The following is a 19,964-nucleotide window of genomic DNA, read 5'->3' as shown; positions in this document are numbered from 1 at the left end:
CAAGAAAGCAGGTTCATAGGTGAACGTCTCGTCGGCGATGCGCCATGTCTTGGGCCGGTCCTCTCGCAGCGACACCTCGGTGATCATCGTCGGAAGCGGGTTCGGGGGACTGGCGGCCGCCATCGAACTGAAGCGAGCCGGCATCGAGGACATCACGATCTTCGAGCGTGCCTCCTCAGTGGGGGGTGTGTGGCGGGACAACACCTATCCGGGCGCGGCCTGCGACGTTCCATCGCCCATCTACTCGTATTCCTATGCGCTGAAACCGGATTGGTCGGCCCTGTTCGGCGCCCAGCCCGAGATTCACCGGTACCTCGCCGACGTCGCCGTCGAGTTCGGCATCGAACCGCTGATCCGATTCAATTCCGAGGTCGCCTCCGCCGAGTTCGACGAGCCGACCGCGACCTGGAAAGTCGGCACGGTGGACGGGACCGTGACGACCGCCGACGTACTGATCCTGGCGACCGGCCAGCTCAGCCGGCCCAAACTACCCAACGTCGACGGGCTCGACACCTTTGCCGGGGCGTCGTTCCATTCGGCAGAGTGGGATCACGACGTCGACCTGACCGGCAAGAAGGTCGTCGTCGTCGGCAGCGGCGCCAGTGCCATTCAGGTGGTGCCCGCCATTGCCGACCGGGTAGCCGACTTGACGATCGTCCAGCGCTCACCGAACTGGGTGATGTGGAAGAGCCGTCGGGTCCCGGGGCGCCTGCAGACCGCCTTGATGCGCCGTTTCGGATGGCTGCGCACGCTGCACCACATCGCGCTGTTCCTCGCATACGAAGTGCGCTACCCCCTGGTGACCCGCGCGGCCGAGCCGGTGCGCCGGCTGTCGCAGTGGTATCTGATCTGGCGGCTGAAGCGCCATGTCAAGGATCCGGCCGAGGTCAAGGCCGCGATCCCCGATTACCGGTTGCTGTGCAACCGGCTGCTGCTGTCCAACGATTGGTATCCCACGATCGGTCGCGACGATGTCCACCTGGTGGGTGCGGCGGTCGAGAGGGTCGATCAGACGGGTGTCGTCACCACCGACGGAGGGCATATCGACGCCGATGTGATCGTGTGGTGCACCGGTTTCAAAGCCAGCGAGTTCCTTGCGCCGATCACCATTACCGGCCGAGGTGGCGTTGACCTTCACCAACAATGGGCCGGCGGGCCCGCGGCATACCTGGGCATGACCGTGCCGAGCTTCCCGAACATGTTCATGCTCTTCGGGCCGAATACCAACAGCATCACCAACACCATCGTGTTCCTGCTGGAGCGGCAGGCTTCCTATATCCGGCAGGCCGTCGAGTACAAGGATCGACACCATCTTTCGCGGCTGGAAGTCAGTCCCACCACCTACCAGTGCTTCCAAGGCTGGTTGGAGAGCAAGCTGGATCGCACTGTATTCACCGACAACTGCCCAGGCTGGTACACCAACGAACAGGGCAAAGTAACGGCGATGTGGCCCGCTTCGCACCTGGCCTACGCCCGGGCCACCCGGCACTTCAACCCGTCGGAGTTCGATGGTGACACCCTCCCGCAGCGGATCCCCGCCTCGGCGAAATCCGTGCACGCGACCGCGAAGGCGACCCGCTGATGGCAACCCACGAGCCAGGTGAGCTGGACTGGCCTGCCACGTTGTGCGAGGCGTTCGGTCGCACCGTGCGCAGCATCCCCGAGCAGACCGCGTTGCGTTCCGCCGAAGGCGACACCCACTACACCTACGCCGAATATCGCTCCGCCGTAGCTGATGTCGCTGCGGCGTTGTACGAGCGTGGTGTCCGACGCCACGACGTCGTGGCCTTGATGTTCGAGAACAGGCCGGTGTTCCACATCGTCGATGCCGCGGTGATGCACCTCGGCGCGGTCGCATGCTCGATCTACAACACCTCACCAGCACGCGATATCGCCCACATCGTCGAGAGCTCAGGCGCGCGGATCGCAGTGTGTGAGCGTGGCTTCGCCGCGCGGATCGTCGAAGCGGCACCGTCGATCGATGTGCTCTGCACCGAACGTGGCGTTACCGGCACCGAGTGCCTCGACGACCTTGCCCGCCCGGACGGCTTCGATTTCGAGGCCCAGTGGCAAGCCGTCGAACCGGATGACGTCCTGACGCTCATCTACACCTCCGGCACGACCGGGAAGCCCAAGGCGGTCGAGCTCACCCATCGGGCAATCGTCGCCGAAACATTCCTCGTGGCCGAGGTTCTCGAGTTCCGGTCCGGCGACCAGGTACCGTCGGCGTTGCCGATGGCGCATGCCGCCCAACGGTGGGGCACCCACTACACCGGGATGGCCCTGGGATTGGAGGTCATCTGCATCGCCGACCTGTCCACCATGGGCGCCCACCTGGTGACGATCCAGCCCGACATCTGGGGAACCGTGCCGCGGATCCTGGAGAAGATGGTGGCCGCCCTGCGCACGCGGCTGGATGCCGAGCCCGATACGCACAAGCGGACCATGGTTGCCGCCGCGGTCGATATCGGACAGCGCTATGCCAAGGCGTGCAACGACGCCCGGTTGACCGGAGGCCGGATCCCGGAAGCTCTGGCCGAACAACGCGCGGGCGTGGAGCCGATCCTCGCCGGCCTGCGCACCGCTATCGGCCTCGGGCGAATCCGGTGGCTGATGGTCGGGGCCGCACCGACAGCACCGCACGTTCACGAATACCTCTGCGGCCTCGGTCTCGAGATCGTCGAGGTGTGGGGGATGTCCGAACTGAGTTCCGCGGCGACGGTCAACGCGCCGGGTGCGCAAAAGGTCGACACCGTGGGCAGACCGTTGCGCGGGGTCGAGGTCACCCTGGCCGACGACGGTGAGGTGCTGGTACGGGGACCGATCACCATGCGTGGTTACCGGGGCGATCCGGCCGCAACGGCGGCGGCGTTCACCCCCGACGGGCGTTTGCGCACAGGCGATCTCGGTGTCATCGACGACCAGGGCTACCTGTCACTGATCGGCCGCAAGAAGGAGATCATCGTCAACTCTGCCGGCAAGAACATCTCCCCGGCGAAGGTCGAGGCGGCGATCAAGGCGCAGAGCCCGTTGATCGGATCGGTGATGGCAGTTGGGGATGCCCGACCCTTCCTGACCGCCCTGGTGGTGCTGGACCCTGACGAACTCGCCCACTTCGCGGCTCAGCACGGACTGTCCGCGTCAGAACCGGAGCAATTGGTGGATACCGACGTCGTTCGCGCGGTGGTGGCTGAGGCCATCGATCGGGCGAACACGCAGCTCGCCAGAGTCGAGCAGATCAAGACTCACGTTGTCCTGCCCCGCTTCTGGGTACCCGACAGCGAAGAGCTGACCCCGACTCTGAAGCTCAAGCGACACGTGATCAGCCAGAAGTACAGCGACGATATCGACGCGCTCTACACATCCGCGGCGGCAGCCCGATGAGCTCCACGCTCGACACCGCACCCACAGCGCTCGCCCGGCTGGAGTCTCGCGACATCGCCACCGGTGAGGTGATCGACACTTACCCCGCGATGGATGCCGCCGCCGTCGCCGATGTGGTGCGGCGCGCCAGATCGGCGACAGTCATCTGGAGCCGGCTGGGATTCGCCCAGCGCCGTATGTACTTGCAGGCGTGGGCATCCGATATCGTCGACCACTCCGATGAGCTGGTCAGCCTGATCCACCGGGAAAGCGGAAAGCCCGCCGCCGACGCCTACCTGGAATTGGTGATCGCCGTCGAGCACATCCGCTGGGCGGCCCGCAACGCCAAGCGAGTCTTGCGAACCCGTCGCATCCGCCCCACCGTCTTGATGGCCAACTATGCCGGCGTGATCGACCAGGAACCCTTCGGGGTGGTCGGAGTGATCAGCCCGTGGAATTATCCGCTGTTCGCACCGGTGGCGCCGATCGCCTCCGCATTGGCGGCTGGAAATGCCGTGGTGCTCAAGCCGAGTGAACACACCACGGCTGTCGGCGCCGCGCTGGTGGCCGCCTTCGCCCGCGCCAATCCCGGCCTGCCGGCCGACATCCTGGCCCTGGCTACCGGATATGCCGCGGCAGGTGCTGGTCTCATCGCCGCGCCCGTCGACAAGGTGGCGTTCACCGGCTCACCGCGGACAGGACGGCTGATCCTGCAGGCGTGCGCGCAGACCCTGACTCCGGCCGTGATGGAGTGCGGCGGTAAGGACGCGCTGATCGTGGCTCCCGACGCCGATGTCGAGGATGCGGCCGACGCGGCCGCCTGGGGCGGGTTCAGCAACGCGGGACAGACCTGTGTGGGCGTTGAGCGCATCTACGTACACCGCGATGTGTCCGCCCCGTTCATTGCGGCCCTGAAACGTCGGCTGGCGCGCGTCCAGGTCGGCACAGATAAGGGCAGCACCTACGGGCCGATGATGCTGGCGGGACAGGCCGAGACCATGCGCGAACAAGTCCGGGCGGCCATCGAGAGTGGTGCCGGCGCGCCGTTGGGCGGCGTCGAGCGGGTCCGCGGCCAGTTCGGCGAGCCGATCCTGCTCGTTGACGCCGACGAGTCGAGCCGGGCAGTCCAGGAGGAGACCTTCGGGCCCATGGTCACCGTGAAGACGGTGTCGAGTGTCGACGACGCGATCCGGCTCGCCAACGGAACATCGTTCGGTCTTGGTGCGGCGGTGTTCTCCCGGTCCGAGGGCCGGCGCATAGCCGCCGCGCTCAGGTGCGGGATGGTGTCGATCAATTCGGTCATCGCGTTCGTCAGCATTCCGGCCCTGCCGTTCGGCGGTGTCGGAGAAAGCGGCTTCGGCCGCATCCATGGCGACGAAGGACTGCGGACATTCAGCCGGACCAAGTCGGTGTCCACCAAGCTCTACGACCTCCCCGGGCTCAACGGCATGCTGCTCTTTCGGCCGCGAGTCACGGTGTGGGCCTTGCGAAAGATGACCAACCTACGCTTCGGCAGGACAGGACGGCGCTCAGCGTGACCGTGCAGGGAACATTTGCCTTCGTCGCGCACTGCCAGGCCGACGCGGCGACGGTGATGGATGTCCTCGATGATGTGGACAACTGGCCCAGTTGGGCGCGTCCGTTGCTGTTGCAGGCGCAGTGGGAACGTTGGGGTGAAGGTCAGCCGGGTGGGGTCGGCGCGGTGCGCAGGCTTGGTGCCTGGCCGGTGTTCATCCGCGAGCTGATCCTGACCCGCGATGCCGGCGGCCACACCTACACGGTGATCAGCCCCGCGGTGTTCTCCCACTACCTCGGGTCGGTGACCATCGCCGAAAGTCCCGACGGCGGAGTCGAAGTGGAGTGGCGAATCGCCTTCACCCCGAAGCGCCCTGCCATGGCACCCGTGCTGCGGGCCATGCTTCGAACCACCATCTCCGGGCTATTGCAGCGGCTGGTGGCGACCGCCGAACGTCGAGCACAAGGAGCACGGGTATGAGCGAGGTGGCCGACACCGCCGTGAGAACTGCCAGGGACGCACCGCTGCGGGGCCGGGTCGCACTGGTGACCGGAGGTTCACGCGGGGTGGGCGCCGGAGTTGCTCGCGAACTCGCGGCAGCCGGAGCGAAGGTTGCCGTGACATACATGAATTCCCCGGATTCCGCGGCCCAGGTGGTATCGGACATTGAATTAGCTGGGGGACAGGCTATTTCGGTGTATGCCTCGGCCGCCGACGGTGATTCATGGCGAGCCGCGGCCGAGTCCATCGCCACGAATCTCGGCGAGGTCGACCTTCTGGTGAGTAACGCCGGTGTGGCCAGCCGCGGGAGAACGATCGCCGACAGCAACCCCGAGGAGTTCCATCAGCTACTTGCCGTGCACGCGTTGGGGCCGTTGGAGCTGATCCGCGCTCTGCTGCCGGCCATGCGGGCGAAGGACCGTGCCGACATCGTCGTCATCTCCAGCGCTATCGTCGACGCGTGCCTGGCCAACACGGCGCCCTACGCGATGGCCAAGGCCGCGATGGAGACGGCGTGTCGGGTACTGGCACGCGAGGAGCGTGACAACGGGATCCGGGTCAACATCATCTCGCCGGGTCTGGTCGATACGGATATGGGCGCCAAGCTGGTTCGCGCCGGCTCGGACGGTGGCACCATCGAACAGACCGAGCTGAACGCACCCTTTGGCCGCATCTGCAAACCCGGTGACATCGCCCGGCTCGTGGTCTTTCTCGCTGGTCCCGGCGGTGAGTACATCACCGGGCAGCGGATCGTCGTAGACGGCGGTGGCGAGCCGCCGCCGATGTACTGAGGCAAAAGATAACGCCTGCACCGCCCCCCGACAGGTAAACGGTGCAGGCGTTATCGTCCTGCGTGAACCCGAGCGTCACCCGGGTATTACAGGGTCCGGGCGATCAATTCCTTCATGACTTCGTTGGCGCCGGCATAGATCTTCTGGATGCGCGCGTCGGCGTACATCTGAGCGATGGGGTATTCCAGGCTGTAGCCGTATCCGCCGAAGAGCTGCAGGCACCGGTCGACGACCACACACTGCTGTTCGGCAAGCCAGTACTTCGCCATCGCAGCTGTGGTGGCGTCGAGCTCCCCTGCGATGAGGGCGGTGATGCAGTCGTCGATGAAGACCCGGGACACCTTGGCCAGCGTTGCGCACTCAGCCAGTTCGAAGCGAGTGTTCTGCATGGCCAGCATGGGTGCACCGAAAATATTGCGCTGCTTGGTGTATTCGGTGGTCAGGGCCACCGCGCGCTCCATCGCCGCGACTGCTCCCACGCCGAGGATGACTCGCTCGGCAGCGAGCTGGGTCTTGAGCTGTTTGAAACCGGTGTTCAGCTCGCCGAGGACAGCGTCCTCTGGGACCACGAAGTCCTCGAAGTACAGCTCGGCGGTGTCCTGGCCCTGCTGCCCGATCTTGTGCAGTGCCGCGCCACGGGAGAAGCCCGCAGGCGCGCTGCCGGCTGCCGCCTCGGTCACGTCGACGATGAACAACGAGATCCCGGCACCGCGGGCTCCGGGATCGGTCTTGGCGGCCAGCACCACCACATCGGCGTTCAATCCATTGGAGATGAAGCACTTGGTTCCGGTGATCGAATAGCCACCATCGCATTTCACGGCCTTGGTGGTCATGGCCTGCAAGTCAGACCCGGCGCCCGGCTCGGTCATGGCGATCGCCGAAATCCACTCACCCGAGGCTAAGCGCGGCAGGTAACGCTGCTTCTGCGCCTCGCTACCGTAGGCCAGGATGTAGTGCGGAACGATGATCGAGTGCACACCCAGGTGCATCGAGGAATCGCCCACCCGCGTCTGCTCGGTCACCAGCGCGGCCTCGTGCGCGAATGTTCCGCCACCGCCGCCGTACTCCTCGGGAATCGACATGCACAGCAGGCCCATCTCGCCGGCCTTGCGGTAGAGCTCGCGGGCCGGACGCCCGTCGCGGACCGATTGCTCGGCCGTCGGAATCACGTGGTGGGTGAAGAAGTCTCGGGCCAGTTCGGCCACCGCGGCGACGTCGTCGGTCATCCAGGACGATGACGGAGAGGTGGGACGGCTAAGTGTTGAGGTCACGGCGGTCCTTTCGGGGTCGGTCGGTCGGGAAGCCCGCTCGTGCAACGGCTGTGGGCAGATCTTCACTGATCCACGGACTGGGAGTGTGTGGACTGCCGGCGCAAACGAGCGTTATACCGATCTATGCAGAGTAAATCACTCATCTAGCTACGCATAATTGACTGTCTACTGATAGTCGATCTAGGGTTGTCTATGCCACGGCGGCTTCCCCGGTGTGTAGTCCTGTTGTCAGGTTTCATCTGCCGTGACCGTCCTTTCGCGTCACCGTCACCACGAGGAGCCCAGCGCCGTGACCAGTGTTGAGAACGCAACTGAGCAACACGACATCGTCATCGTCGGCGGTGGACACAACGGGCTCGTGACGGCCTGCTACTTGGCCCGTGCGGGTCTGCGCGTGCTGGTACTCGAACAGCGTTCCTGGCTCGGCGGCATGGCCGCCTCCCGACCGTTCGTCGATGCGGCCCCCGAGCACATCTTGAGCCCAGGGGCTTGGGAGAACGTGTACTTCCGTGCCGGCGGCGTGGGTCGTGAACTCCAACTCGACCGTTACGGCCACCGCGATCTCGACGCCGCGGGGTGGGCGTGGCTCGGAGACTCCGGCGAATCCCTGGCGCTGCAAGCCGATCTCGGCAAGACCGTCGCCGACATTCGACGGTTCTCGGCCAAGGATGCTCAGACCTACGCCGAGCTCACCGACGCGGGTATCAAGATCCTCAAGATCCAGGATCAGTACGGCTTGTCGAATCCGAGCCGGCCCAGTCGGGCCACCATCCGGGCCGTGCTGCGGGCGCTCGCCGGCGGTCGGCGGGTGCGGTCGTTGTTGGCGTCCTCGCTGACGACGACGGCGGCCGACGGAATCGACGGGCTCTTCGAGTCTGAAGCGGTGCGCGGCATTTTCGCGGGTACCGGTTCGATCCTGGCTCCGCTCACCGTGGACGGCAGCGCCATCGCATTGCTCGCACCGTCGATGATCCATCATCAGGGCGCAGTCCGTCCCGTCGGTGGAATGGGCGGACTTGTCGCAGCTCTGCAGCGCTGCTTGCTCGCACACGGCGGGCAGGTGCGGCTCGACAGCGAGGTTGCGGCCATTCGTATGGGTGGCCGTGGCGGTGTGGTGGAACTCGCCGACGGTTCGGTCATCCGTGCCGGTCGCGCGGTCATCGCTGCATGTCCTGCACAGCGCGTTCCGGACCTGGTGGGAGATGCCCTGCCGATCGACATTGCCAGCCGCATCCGCCAGGCGCCCGCCAACGCCACCGGCCTTGGGACCTTCACCGTCAACGCCGCGCTGTCCGGCAGGCTCGAGCTCCCCGGTCATCAACCGCACCGCACCGACGGCCTCGACTTGCGGCGGCCGGCTCTGTACGCGGGCACCCTGGAGGAAGTCGTCGCCGCGGGCGAACAGTCGGCACGCGGCGAGGTGCCGGATCGGGCGGTCTTCTGCCTGGGGATTCTGTCGGCAATCGACCAGAGCCAAGCGCCGGCCGGGCAGGATGTCGTTCAGTTGTATGGGCCCGCTCCGGTGGATCCCGTTGGTGGATGGGACAAGTGGCGCGGTGAGGCCGAGCGCCGCCTGGTCGACAAGGTCGAGCAGTTCGCGCCCGAATTCTCCGCGATGACGATCGGAACCTTCGTGGAGACGGCACAGGATCTCGCCGTGCGTACCGGTGCGGAGAATGGCTGCATCTATCACATCGACAACGCGCCGACCCGACTCGGTCCGATGCGGCCGGCCGCGGGAGCTGGTGGTTACCGTACTGCCATCGACGGACTGTATCTGGGTTCGGCTAGTACGCACCCCGGTGGGGGAGTCTCCGGGCTCCCCGGAAAGCACTGCGCAGCCGCGGTTCTCAAGGACATCAAGCACTGACGTCGGCCACTGGTGGCCAGCGGAGCCGAGCCTCAGCTGCTCGGTGTGGCGTCCGGTCCGCGCAAGACGCGGGCCGACGTCACCATCAGCTGACTGTTCGGGTCGTCGCCGTGGACGCAGTAGATTCCGGACTCGCGGGTGACAGCACAGCGCGCGCCGTGGTAGTCGATGACGTGCTCGCCATTCAGGATGGACTGACCGGCGCCGGAGACGAACCGCGGCTGCGCGGTGGCGTATAGCCTCGGGTAAGGATCGCCGACGAACCACGCGACCTCATTGTCGCCCGCGGCGCCACCGGGAAGTGCGCCGGAACATCCGTAACTGCCGGAATCATCGATGGCGCAATGGATTCCCAACGGTGTCGTCAGCCAGACACCTTCCTCGTCAGGCACCCGGTAGATCTCGTTGTTGACGGCGGTGTAGTTGTCGATGTCGGGGTAGACGGCGGCTTGGGCACTGACTGGGGGAGCAGTGACCGCCAAACCAAGCACGGTAAGCAGGCCGACGACCACTCGTTGCTGGGTGGATGCCATCTAGTTGAGCCAGGTGTGCGTGGGGCTGATCATGAAGCGGAACGGACCTCGTTCGCAATAGGTACTCAGGTCAAGGGTTGTCCCGCATGTGGTGCCGTCCACGCTGATGTAGGACAGCGGTGGGATGGTGGCCGATCCTCGAGTCGGTGGAAACCGGATCGCGAGGGTCCAGTCGTAGTGGACGCGGGTGTCACCGGTGATCCAGCCAATCTTGTCTACGCCCTGGGGGGCGCCCGGAATCGGCCCAGTGCAGCCGAAACTCCCGCGGAACCAGATGCCACAGTCGATGCCCTGCGCAGTGACGAACCAGTAACCGGGTTGATCCGGCAATGAGGCACCCGGTGGGTTCGACATGGCATAGGGGGCCGAATCGATCTCGGTGAAATAACGCAGTTGCGGATAGTTGGGTGAGGAGGTGTCCGCCCGGCCAAGCGGCGGAGTCGATATCAGCGAAACGAGAGCGACGAGCGCAAGCGCGACCGCGACCGCGAGGAGGCCAATTCGGGCCTGCACCATGGGAACGCGAATACTCCGATTATTCGTCACTGTGACGTAACTCCTCCAGTGCGGCATCGGAAAGGCCGATCGTCGCCAAGCTGTGACGGCCGACACTCTTGGAAGAATAGCCGCTGAAGGCCGGTGATGTCAAAGATGCGTAGAAATTCACTGGTAAACCGATGCGTGGTTTGTGGATCAGCTGATCATGGCCGTTAATTGCGGATCGCTGATGCCACCACGGCTACGGGTGTCCGACTGGAACCGTGAGAACGACTGCCGCGAGCGCGGCGCCGTCGTCAGCGCGCCCCAGGTCGGTTCCGAACTGCGAGTATGCGCAGTCTGGCTTAAATGCCTGATACTGCAGAAGCAACGCTTGCACGGCCTCGGCGTCCGTGGCGCCGTGCCCGGCCAACACCATGCCCTTGCTGCCGGTATAGCCGATTGCCGCCAGGGCGGGCAGAGGATCGGTGAAGGGCACCGCGGCACTGCGATGGCTGATGTAGGCGGCCGTTGCCTGGTTGGCCATCGAGGCACTGCGCTCGACTAGCGAATTCTGCTGTAAGGGAGGGCAATTGGACGTGGTCCGGGCGGCAGCCACGCCCTGTGCCAGGGTGGTCGATGGGTCGGCCTTGACCTGGGGGAGTGCCGGCGGCGCGGCCAAAAGCGTGGACGCGAGAGTCGCTGCGGCGGCTGTTGTCCAGATCCGTGGGAACAGCACGTACTACACCTCGCAAAGATCGGGCCGACGGATGATTCGCACACCGTATAGCAACATCGCCGTTGCGCGACAGTACGCGTAGAAAATACATTCAGCGGATGCGCGGACTGTGAAACACGCACCGAACCTGCGATGGTGGCAGTCGGCCGTTGTTGCCCAACCGCCGCGGGTACTGCTGTTACGACGACGGATGTGAGGCAGAAGATGCGTCGAAAGCGCCTGTTCGGCTTGGTGATTGTGGGTTTGATCTGTTTCGGTATGGCGGCGCCGGGTCCGTCGAATGCCGATCCGCTTGTGGACGACATTGCGCCACCATTGCCGGTGATCGTCGCGGGCCCGAGCAACTGGCAGCCCAAGTTTCCGTACCCCTTCGACGCCAGCCGCAATCAGGTGACCGACGGCGATATCAATGCCGAGCGCGAGATGTGCCAGTGGTACAACGCCCAGTACGACGCCCTCATCAAGCAGATTGACCGGTTCAACACCAATCTGACGAGGAGCAACGGGGACTACACCGTCGAGAACAATCAGGCTATTGCCGACGCAGTGACGGCCAACATCGACCAGTCGGAGGCCTACCTTGCGCCACGTGCGCAGGCCCTGACGTTGACCCAGGACTACCTTGGCGACGACTTTTTCCCGCTCTACCAGGGTGAAAGCTTCTTCCGGCTCTGGCAGCACCTGTCCAATGTGAGCGCCGGGATCCATGGGCGACAGCCGGCGTGGTTCGTCGGACCGTCACTGCAGCGTGCGAAGCGCTGGGGCAGCCGCATCGGCCACTCCCACGTCTGCGACTGACCCCCGGCCCGGATCGGCGCGGCGCCGATGATTGACAACAAGTCAGTAACGTGTGTAGGAATCATACGTCGCAATGCAGCATCCGCACGAAAGGACGATGTTCGCCATGCATCCTGGAAATGCGGTTCAGAAGCGAGTTGATGTTGCGTAGCGGTACCGGTGTGACAGAAGTAGGCGTAGCGGCCCCGCCGCCCGCCGTCTCTCCGGTGCGCGCCGACGGGCGTGATCGGCCTCGACGAACGGGCCCTGCCGCGCTGTTCAGACGTGTGGTGGCTCATCTGTTGTCGGTCCCGGTACGCAGTGTGGGAACCATCGGCCGTGGTGTCGCTCTGGCGATTTCGGTGCTCCGCTACTCGATCGTCGATGGGGTGCGGCTGCGTCTCCCCGGCGGCGAGATGTTGGTGCAGGCATGGGGTTTGCTGAAGGTGACGGCCACTCCGGCGTTGCTGATGGCGATCCCGATTGGCGCGATCGTGTCGATCCAGACCGCCGGGCTGGTCAACCAGGTGGGAGCCAGTTCGCTCGTCGGTGCCGCCAGCGGGGTGGGAGTGGTGCGCCAGGGGGCGCCCGTCACCGCGGGGCTGCTGATGGGCGGCGCCGCTGCCTCGGCGATCGCATCGGACCTCGGCGCGCGCGCGATTCGCGAAGAATTGGACGCCTTACGCGTCCTGGGTATCGATCCCGTGCGATCCCTCGTAGTTCCCCGCTTCCTGGCATTGCTGATCATCGCCCCGATGCTGTGCTCGATCATCATCGCGTCGGCGGTCGCCGCGTCGTTCACCATCGCGGTCGGCGTCAGCGGGGTGACCACGGGCAGCTTCTGGCAGTCATTCGGCACCTTCGCATCGGTGACGGATGTCTGGTTCACCCTTGGTAAATCGCTGATCTTCGCGGGCGTGGTTGCGGTGATCTCCTGTCTGCGGGGGATGGAAGCCAAGGGCGGTCCGCGTGGTGTCGCCGACGCGGTCAACTCCTCGGTGGTCCTCAATGTCGTCTTCATCGCGATCATCAATCTCGCGTTGACCCAGTTGCAGACGATGTTCTTCCCGATGGAGGTGTCGTGACCGCGGTATCGGTGGGCCGGCCATCCTCTGGCCTGCATCCCTTCGTCGCCCGGATCGCCTCCGCGCGCCCGGTTCAAGCAGCGTTCTTGCAGAGTGGACAGTTCGTCGTCTTCGTCTGTCAGACCTTGTGGCTGCTGCCGGTGACGGTCCGGCGGTACCGGCGCCAGACACTGCACGCTATGAACGACTTGGCTTGGGGCCGAGGCTCTCTCATCGTCGACGGTGGCGTTGTCAGCGTCCTGGTGATCCTCGGCTTGGCGATCGGCGGCACCGTCGCGGTGGAGGCCTACGCGACCCTCAACCTCATCGGGTTCGGAGCTTTGTCCGGAATCGTCGGCGGGCTGGCCAACGTACGCGAGATGGCGCCACTGGTAGCCGGTATCGCGTTCGCGTCACAGGCCGGTTGTCGCATGACAGCGGAGATCGGCTCGATGCGGATCGCCGAGGAGATCGATGCCGTGGAAGTCATCGGCCTGCGACCCATTCCGTTCGTGGTTGGCACCCGGCTCGTCGGTTCGATGATCTGCGTCATCCCAGGCTATCTGCTGACCCTGGTTACCAGCTTCTATGTATCCAGCACGGTGATCCGGATCCTGCATGACCAGCCGGGCGGAACCTACGACCACTATTTCGTCCAGTTCCTGCCATTCGGCGACATTGTCTATTCGCTGGTCAAGGCCGCGATATTCTGTGCCGCCGTCACTCTGATCCATTGCTACTACGGCTATTTCACCTCGGGTGGACCGGTCGGAGTCGGCCAGGCGTCTGGTCGTGCCGTGCGCGCAAGTCTGGTGGCGATCATGGTGCTCGACGTCATTCTGACAATCGCCCTGTGGGGCCTCCAACCGGTCTTCGTGTTCAAGGGTTAGGCGCATGCTGTTCCACAAATCGTCGGAGGCGTCGGAGGCGCGGACCCTGACCCTGGTCGGGATGGCGGTAATCACCTCTGTGGCCGTGGCATCCGCCCTGATCGTCGCCGACCCCTTTCACCGCCGTCCCGCGGACCTGATCAACGTCACGATCGAGTCGCCGTATGTCGGAGAGGGCGTCCAGCAGGGCACCGAACTGATGGTTCATGGGGTCAAGGTCGGTGAGGTGACCAAGGTGACGAGCATGCCGGGGCGGGGTGTCCGGCTGGACGCCGACCTGCAACGTGCTCCCATCGATGGCCTGACTGATGCGATGAGTATCGATTTCCGGCCGGCGAACTACTTCGGAGTCACCGGCATCAACCTCCGACCCGGCGTCGGCGGGGCTCCGTTGGCCGACGGTGCCGTCATCGCCACGGCCCCGGCGGGGAACTTCACTCTGCAGGCGCTGTTGGCCAGGCTGGGCGAGATCTCGCACGGCGTGCTCACGCCCAAGCTCATCGACGTCATCGACCGGACCACCACCTACGTCGACGGACTGGACCCACTGCTGGAGACGATGATGGTCGTGGCGAATTCGCTGGCCAAGGTTCAAAACGTCAGTACCGCAACGCTGATGGCCAACGCGACCGGAATCAGCCTAGCCTTCCCCGGGTTTGTTGACGCGGCGATGAAAACCGGTGATCGGTATTTGCACGGTGGGCTGGACGGCGTGTCTGAGGACTACTGGAACAACACCTACTCTCCATCTATCCAACTGGCGGCCACCGATCTGTTCGGGGCAGCGGGCAAGCTCGTTGGCAGTCACAGCGAAGATCTGGCACCCCTGACCAACATGATCAAGGTGCTTGCCGACGTCGCGCCGGGGGTTATTCCTTCCGATGAGATCGCCTCCACCGCAGTCGAGTTGCGGACTCGGCTGGAGCGCCTGTTCTCCGGGCCGCCCGACCGTCGCGCCGTCAACGTCCGCCTGATCCTCGACAGCATCCCGGGGGTGGCCGCGCCGATCGACGCGATGGGCGCCGCGCCAGTGTCGGACGCGCCGGCGGCGGCAGGTCAGCAGGTGCCCGCATCGGATAATTCCGTTCTGCCGTCCCAGGAAAGCGGCCCGCGATGAAACCCGTTGCGGCACTGTGGCGCCTGGCAATTTCCGGGGTGATCGCGACCTTGCTGATCATCCTGGTGATCAATGTGATCAGCCAGCCCGTCGACGCCAAGCTCAAGGGATACACCGCGGACTTCACCGATGTGTCGGGATTACGCAGCGGTGCCGACGTACGCGTTCGTGGTGTGCGGGTGGGCAAGGTGGAATCCATCGAGCTGCAGCGGCGGGGCGGGCAGAGCGTCGCCGAGGTCGCGCTCACGCTCGACACCAACTTCCGCATTGGCTCCGACACCCGGCTGGCCGTCAAATATCAGGCACTGACCGGGCTCCGCTACGTCGACGTCCAGAATCCAGCTGAGGGCGCCACCCCCGCCACGCTGACCGACAGCCATATCCCGACATCGATGACCCAGCCGTCGTTCGACATCACGCGGCTCTTCAACGGTTTACAACCCGTCCTGGCCACGCTGAGTCCCGAGGACCTCAATGTGTTCACGGCCAACGTCGACAACTTCCTGTCGGGTGACGGCAGCGGCCTGGGACCCGTTCTGGAGAGCGTCAACACGCTGACCCGCTTCCTGGCCGACCGGCAGCAGGTGGTGGCCACGCTATTGAAGAACCTCCAGTCGGTGGCCACTGCGATGTCCGGTCACAGTAGGGATTTCATCCACGTCGTCGAGTTGGTCAACAAGCCGATCGACGCCTCGCTGTCCGTCCTGGACGAATTCCGTAAGTCGCAGATCTACGGCCCCGACTTCACCCGATCCGTCGGTCAGCTACTGGACAATGCCGGACTGAAGCCCGGAATCGATGTCGACAAGGCAATCGACAAGGCCATCACCAACTTCGACGACGTCATGGACGCGGTCAAGATGGTGCCGGTCGTCTGGGACAACATTCCACCGCCGGCCCAGGAGGGCACGCCGCTGGCGTGCTCGCAAGGGCGTGCGGAGCTGCCGTTGCCGGTCGACGTGCTGATCAACGGTCAAAAGGTGGTGTTGTGCAAGCAATGAAGATGACGGTGCTGCGCGATCCGCGGTTATGGGGCACGACGGCGCTGGCCATCGCGACCATCCTCGCTGTCGTCGCGGCAGCGGTCTACATCAGCCCGCCCGGCAACAAGACGGTCAGCTTCTACACCGACGACGCCTCCTCCATCTCGCCGGGAATCACGGTGCGGATCGCCGGAATCACGGTCGGTAAGGTCACGGGTCTGTCCATCGAGCCCAAGCAGGTTCGGGTGAATGCCACCGTCGAAGGCAGCGCCTTCGTCGGCGATCAGTCCAGCATCGACGTCCGAATGCTGACCGTGGTGGGCGGCTACTACGTGAATCTGGATTCGTTGGGGAACAAGCCCCTTGGTAAGTCGACCATTCCCAAAGAGCGGGTCACGCTGCCCTACAGTCTGGTCCGGACTCTGACCGATGCCACGAAGATCACCGACGGTCTGGCCCCAGCGCCGATCAAGCAGTCGCTCGACAATATTCAGCAAGGCCTGGCTGGATCCAACCTGACCACCATCTCCTCGATCGTCGACGCGGGAACGGCGCTGACCGACACGTTGGACCGACAGCGCGGCGAGCTGTCACAGATTCTGAACATGTCCGACGAATACATCGAGCAGCTGGCGCAATACCGGGGCCGGTTGGAGGAACTGATCGAGAAGGTAGCCATTCTCGAGCAGACGCTGGTCATCTACGGCAAGGGCTTCGCGCAGGCCATGCAAGGGATGGGCAAGATCCTGCTCGGGTTGGGTCCCGTCGCTGACTTCTACATGGCTCACCGAGAAGAGTTCTTGGAGAAGCTCACTCGATGGCAACAGATCGTGAGAACCTGGGCCGACCGCAATGGATTGGTCATCCGCATCCTCAAGCGCACTCGTGAGCGGCTCTACCGGACGCTGGATCGGCAGAATGCCCCACCGGAGCTGCTGGCGACGGATGTGTGCATTCCGGTTCCCGGGAGTCCCTGCTGATGGTGGGACAAACTTTCGGACGGCGCCTCGGCGGCGTGCTGGCCGTGACCACCGTTGCGCTGGTGACCGCCTCGTGCGGTGGTAACGACGAGGCGAAGGCGGCGACGCAGTACTGCGCGACCCTGCCGGACGCCGTCGGTCTATACGTCGGCAATCCGGTCACCCAGATGGGATACAAGATCGGCACGATCGACACGGTGACCCCCGGCGCACGCAGTGTGCGTGTCGGATTCTCCCTCGCCGAGGACCGGCCCATGCCCGCAGACGTGAAGGCAGTTGTACGTTCGACGTCGATACTCGCCGACCGTGCGCTCGAACTCGTCGGCAACTACGAGTCCGGTCCTCGGCTCACGCCAGGCGTTTGTGTCCCGCTGGACAGGTCGATGACGCCGAAGAGCCTGTCGGAGATCATCGGTTCGGCAAACACTTTCGTCAACGCGGTCAACCCCGAAACGTCGAACAACATCGGTGCTGTCATCACGCAGCTGGATCAGGCGGCCACGGGCAATGGCCCCGGAATCAACCGCATTCTCACCACCTCCTCCCAGCTGCTCGACAGTCCGGACGGCGCAATCAGCGACATGACGTCGATCGTGCATAACCTCGGCGACATCACCGACACCCTGGTCGCCACACGGGACCCGCTCAAACAGATCCTTCAGGATGGCGCGCACACCACACCCGACCTCGTGGACGCAATCCACGGCGCGCGGAACATGACCGAGTCACTCCCGCAACTGATTACCGCGATCTCGGATTTGCAGGTGCACGCTGGGGACGAGATCGCGCTGACCCTCGACACGGTGTCGGACACGGTACGCATCCTGTCGCCGCACGCTGCTGGACTCGCCAGCCTGCTCGATCCGTTGCCCTGGTGGATCAACGGCGCGGCGAACCACTTCAACAACCGAGAGTTCATCATGTCGTTCCGGCCTCCGCTCTATCGAGTGCGAAGTCCCAACGGGCCCCTGGTGTGCCACTTCATGAACATCGATACGCCGGGTAGTTGCGCGAATGTGGCCGGCCAACCATACGGGGTCGACATCAATCTGCTGCAGTACGTCTTCGTGGAAGCGAGTCGACGATGAAGCGGGTTGCACGGGTCCTGGCGGTGTGTCTGTGCGCCGGCATACTCTGTTCCTGTTCGGCGATCACCGTCAACGATCTGCCACAACCAGGCAATGCCTACGGTGACGGTTACCCCGTAACGATGGAGTTCGCCAACGTCCTGAACCTGCCGGATCGGGCCAAGGTGGTGATGGACGGGACGACGATCGGGATCGTCGACGACATCAAGATCGGCCCTCGGTCGGTCGATGTGAAGGCGCAGATCGACAAGAGCGTGCGCATCCCCGCCGATGCGCACGCCATCTTGCAGCAGGCGACGGTGCTCGGCGACATCTATGTCGCGATCACCCGGGCCGACCAGACCGCGGCCGACCAGACCGGGGCCGGCCCGTCACTGCCACCCGGTGGCCGAATCGCGCTGGCGCAGACGACATCCCCGCCGCAGCTGGAGGACACGATCGCGAACTTGGCGAACTTCGTGTCCAGCGGGTCGATCCAACGGATCCAGAACACCATCATCGGGGTCAACAACGTCACGCCCGAGCGATCCGAGCAGGTGCGCGCGATCGCCTCGCGGGTGGCGACGGATCTGCGTGACCTGTCAGACAACGTCGACACGGTGGACCACTGGCTTGACGGCGTGGCGGGCACCGGGCAAGTGTTGGCCACCCATGTGCCCAAGCTCCAGTACTGGTTCTCACCGGACGGGATGACCCAGTGGGAGCGGATGGCTGTGGTCTCTGCGGCCAACGGCGTCTTGATCCCGTCCGTCGGCAGCATCTACACCGGCGGGTACTGGCTGGTGCCGATGCTGGAATCACTCGGGGTGGCCGTCGGCGCGGTGCAGAAGAGCAAGTGGGCCATCGAAGGTGAATACCGGCCATGGCGCGACCTTTTCCAGGAAGCGTTTCTGCCGCAGGACAAGTATCCGGCGATGAACATCGTGTCGGTCCAGACCGCGAACGGGCGCGATATCACCAACAACGTGCAGGATGTCCTGCGGATGCTGGGAGCGATTCCGTGAAGCCCCGGTACCTGATGTCGTTCGCGGCCTTCATCACCATCGCGGGATTCTGCGTGTACTACATCGCCGCGCTGGGAGTACGAGTCGGCCCCCCAGATGACCGCATCTCGGTGAGCATGCGGGTGCCCGACATCAACGGCCTCGTCGTGGACTCCAACGTCCTGCTGCGCGGTGTCCCGGTGGGCAAGGTGACTGGGATTTCTACCACGTTGTCGGGTGCGACGGTCGATTTCTACCTGACCCGCAACGTCCCGGTGCCGGTGGACAGTGAGGTCCGGCTGGAGAACCTATCCGCCCTCGGCGAGACCTACATCGGCCTGGTCCCGCGGTCGGCCTCCGGTCCGTACTTCCAGAACGGGCAAAAGGTCGTTGCGGACAACATCGTTGCGCCCGCTTCGATTTCGGAGCTGTCCGTCAGCTTGGCGCGCGTGCTCAATCAGCTCAAGCCGGACAGTCTCAATCACCTCGTCACTGAGACGGATGCGGCTCTACCCGATCCCGATGTCGTCCTACCCAACCTTGCCCGGGCAAGTGTGCTGCTCCGAAACGCGGTGTCGAGCATGGACGGTCGAGGATCCAAGCTGCTCGACGACTTTCAGATCCTGCTGCGCAACGCCGGTTTCGTCGGTCCACGGGTGGCTGAGATCACCCCGGCGCTGTACGCGCTGGGTCCGGAGATGTGGGGCTTGTTCGACAACGCCAAGCACCTGGTCGACGACACCGGGTCGCCCGAGGGCCTGCGCAATGTCGGTCGACTGATGAAAAGCGTGCAAAAGTTCCTCGACGATCGCGGCCCGGATCTCAAGGTGTTCGCCGAGGCACTCACACCCAACATCAACGGCATCGCCGCTGCGGCGATGAACCTCGACACCGGTCAGATCCTGTCGAACATGCTGGCCGCCTACCCCGAAGACGGTGTGGTCACGCTGCGCGTGAAAACCCCGCAACCCTAAGCCCGACAAGAAAGGATGTGGTCGAGGTGGAAAGAACTACCGTGATC

Annotated in this window: 19 protein-coding genes; 15 read left to right on the top strand and 4 right to left on the bottom strand. The window is 64.5% G+C overall.

What is annotated here, in order from left to right; all coding sequences use genetic code 11:
• Positions 1–19: 19 nt before the first annotated feature.
• Genes G6N38_RS04615 through G6N38_RS04595 form a run of 5 tightly spaced genes read left to right on the top strand, consistent with a single transcriptional unit; the run spans position 20 to position 6,171 of the window.
• Entirely contained in the window at positions 20–1,582 is a 1,563-nt protein-coding gene (locus G6N38_RS04615) for a flavin-containing monooxygenase (RefSeq protein ID WP_197748117.1), read from the top strand.
• Positions 1,582–3,384, top strand: coding sequence for an AMP-dependent synthetase/ligase (locus G6N38_RS04610; RefSeq protein ID WP_163746456.1), 1,803 nt, complete (start codon positions 1,582–1,584; stop codon positions 3,382–3,384). The genes G6N38_RS04615 and G6N38_RS04610 overlap by 1 nt, the downstream gene beginning before the upstream one ends.
• Positions 3,381–4,901: an aldehyde dehydrogenase family protein gene (locus G6N38_RS04605; RefSeq protein WP_163746455.1), complete on the top strand. Its 1,521-nt coding sequence runs from the start codon at positions 3,381–3,383 to the stop codon at positions 4,899–4,901. The genes G6N38_RS04610 and G6N38_RS04605 overlap by 4 nt, the downstream gene beginning before the upstream one ends.
• Positions 4,898–5,359 (top strand): SRPBCC family protein, encoded by a 462-nt coding sequence (locus G6N38_RS04600; RefSeq protein WP_163746454.1) that lies wholly within the window; start codon positions 4,898–4,900, stop codon positions 5,357–5,359. Before G6N38_RS04605 ends, G6N38_RS04600 begins: the two co-directional genes overlap by 4 nt.
• A complete protein-coding gene (locus tag G6N38_RS04595; protein WP_163746453.1) occupies positions 5,356–6,171 on the top strand; it encodes an SDR family NAD(P)-dependent oxidoreductase in 816 nt (271 codons plus the stop codon). The genes G6N38_RS04600 and G6N38_RS04595 overlap by 4 nt, the downstream gene beginning before the upstream one ends.
• 86 nt (positions 6,172–6,257) lie before the next feature.
• On the opposite strand, the gene G6N38_RS04590 is transcribed toward G6N38_RS04595, so the two are convergent.
• On the bottom strand, positions 6,258–7,397 hold the full coding sequence (locus G6N38_RS04590; protein WP_163746452.1) for an acyl-CoA dehydrogenase family protein: 1,140 nt from the start codon (positions 7,395–7,397) through the stop codon (positions 6,258–6,260).
• A 334-nt stretch (positions 7,398–7,731) separates the two neighbouring features.
• Between G6N38_RS04590 and G6N38_RS04585 the strand changes: the two genes are divergently transcribed.
• Positions 7,732–9,312, top strand: a complete 1,581-nt coding sequence (locus G6N38_RS04585; protein WP_163746451.1) for a phytoene desaturase family protein — start codon at positions 7,732–7,734, stop codon at positions 9,310–9,312.
• Positions 9,313–9,344: 32 nt separating this feature from the next.
• Here G6N38_RS04585 and G6N38_RS04580 read toward each other — a convergent pair whose 3' ends face one another.
• From G6N38_RS04580 to G6N38_RS04570, 3 genes are all read right to left on the bottom strand, one after another.
• The gene (locus G6N38_RS04580; RefSeq protein WP_163746450.1) at positions 9,345–9,845 is read right to left on the bottom strand and encodes a hypothetical protein; all 501 of its coding nucleotides are present in this window, start codon (positions 9,843–9,845) and stop codon (positions 9,345–9,347) included.
• A complete protein-coding gene (locus G6N38_RS04575) occupies positions 9,846–10,391 on the bottom strand; it encodes a hypothetical protein (protein WP_163746449.1) in 546 nt (181 codons plus the stop codon).
• Positions 10,392–10,584: 193 nt separating this feature from the next.
• On the bottom strand, positions 10,585–11,061 hold the full coding sequence (locus tag G6N38_RS04570; protein ID WP_163746448.1) for a hypothetical protein: 477 nt from the start codon (positions 11,059–11,061) through the stop codon (positions 10,585–10,587).
• 258 nt (positions 11,062–11,319) lie between these two features.
• On the opposite strand from G6N38_RS04570, the gene G6N38_RS04565 reads away from it, so the two are divergent.
• From G6N38_RS04565 to G6N38_RS04525, 9 genes are all read left to right on the top strand, one after another.
• On the top strand, positions 11,320–11,859 hold the full coding sequence (locus G6N38_RS04565) for a hypothetical protein (protein ID WP_163751803.1): 540 nt from the start codon (positions 11,320–11,322) through the stop codon (positions 11,857–11,859).
• Positions 11,860–12,020: 161 nt separating this feature from the next.
• Positions 12,021–12,923 carry an MlaE family ABC transporter permease gene (locus G6N38_RS04560; RefSeq protein ID WP_407662931.1) on the top strand — a complete coding sequence of 301 codons (903 nt, stop codon included), beginning with the start codon at positions 12,021–12,023 and terminating at the stop codon, positions 12,921–12,923.
• Positions 12,924–12,976: 53 nt separating this feature from the next.
• Entirely contained in the window at positions 12,977–13,792 is an 816-nt protein-coding gene (locus G6N38_RS04555; RefSeq protein ID WP_246227952.1) for an MlaE family ABC transporter permease, read from the top strand.
• A 4-nt stretch (positions 13,793–13,796) separates the two neighbouring features.
• Positions 13,797–14,909: an MlaD family protein gene (locus tag G6N38_RS04550; protein ID WP_163746446.1), complete on the top strand. Its 1,113-nt coding sequence runs from the start codon at positions 13,797–13,799 to the stop codon at positions 14,907–14,909.
• Positions 14,906–15,910: an MlaD family protein gene (locus G6N38_RS04545; protein WP_163746445.1), complete on the top strand. Its 1,005-nt coding sequence runs from the start codon at positions 14,906–14,908 to the stop codon at positions 15,908–15,910. The genes G6N38_RS04550 and G6N38_RS04545 overlap by 4 nt, the downstream gene beginning before the upstream one ends.
• A 2-nt stretch (positions 15,911–15,912) precedes the next feature.
• Positions 15,913–16,872 carry an MlaD family protein gene (locus tag G6N38_RS04540; protein WP_163751801.1) on the top strand — a complete coding sequence of 320 codons (960 nt, stop codon included), beginning with the start codon at positions 15,913–15,915 and terminating at the stop codon, positions 16,870–16,872.
• Positions 16,872–17,960, top strand: a complete 1,089-nt coding sequence (locus G6N38_RS04535) for an MCE family protein (RefSeq protein WP_163746444.1) — start codon at positions 16,872–16,874, stop codon at positions 17,958–17,960. The genes G6N38_RS04540 and G6N38_RS04535 overlap by 1 nt, the downstream gene beginning before the upstream one ends.
• Positions 17,957–18,964, top strand: coding sequence for an MlaD family protein (locus tag G6N38_RS04530; protein ID WP_179968480.1), 1,008 nt, complete (start codon positions 17,957–17,959; stop codon positions 18,962–18,964). The genes G6N38_RS04535 and G6N38_RS04530 overlap by 4 nt, the downstream gene beginning before the upstream one ends.
• The gene (locus G6N38_RS04525) at positions 18,961–19,917 is read left to right on the top strand and encodes an MlaD family protein (protein ID WP_163746443.1); all 957 of its coding nucleotides are present in this window, start codon (positions 18,961–18,963) and stop codon (positions 19,915–19,917) included. Before G6N38_RS04530 ends, G6N38_RS04525 begins: the two co-directional genes overlap by 4 nt.
• The last annotated feature ends 47 nt before the right edge of the window (positions 19,918–19,964 follow it).

The sequence above is a fragment of the Mycolicibacterium helvum genome, assembly GCF_010731895.1.
Lineage (GTDB): Bacteria > Actinomycetota > Actinomycetes > Mycobacteriales > Mycobacteriaceae > Mycobacterium > Mycobacterium helvum.
Note: the sequence above shows the minus strand (reverse complement) of the source record. Positions and strands in the feature narration are given on the sequence as shown.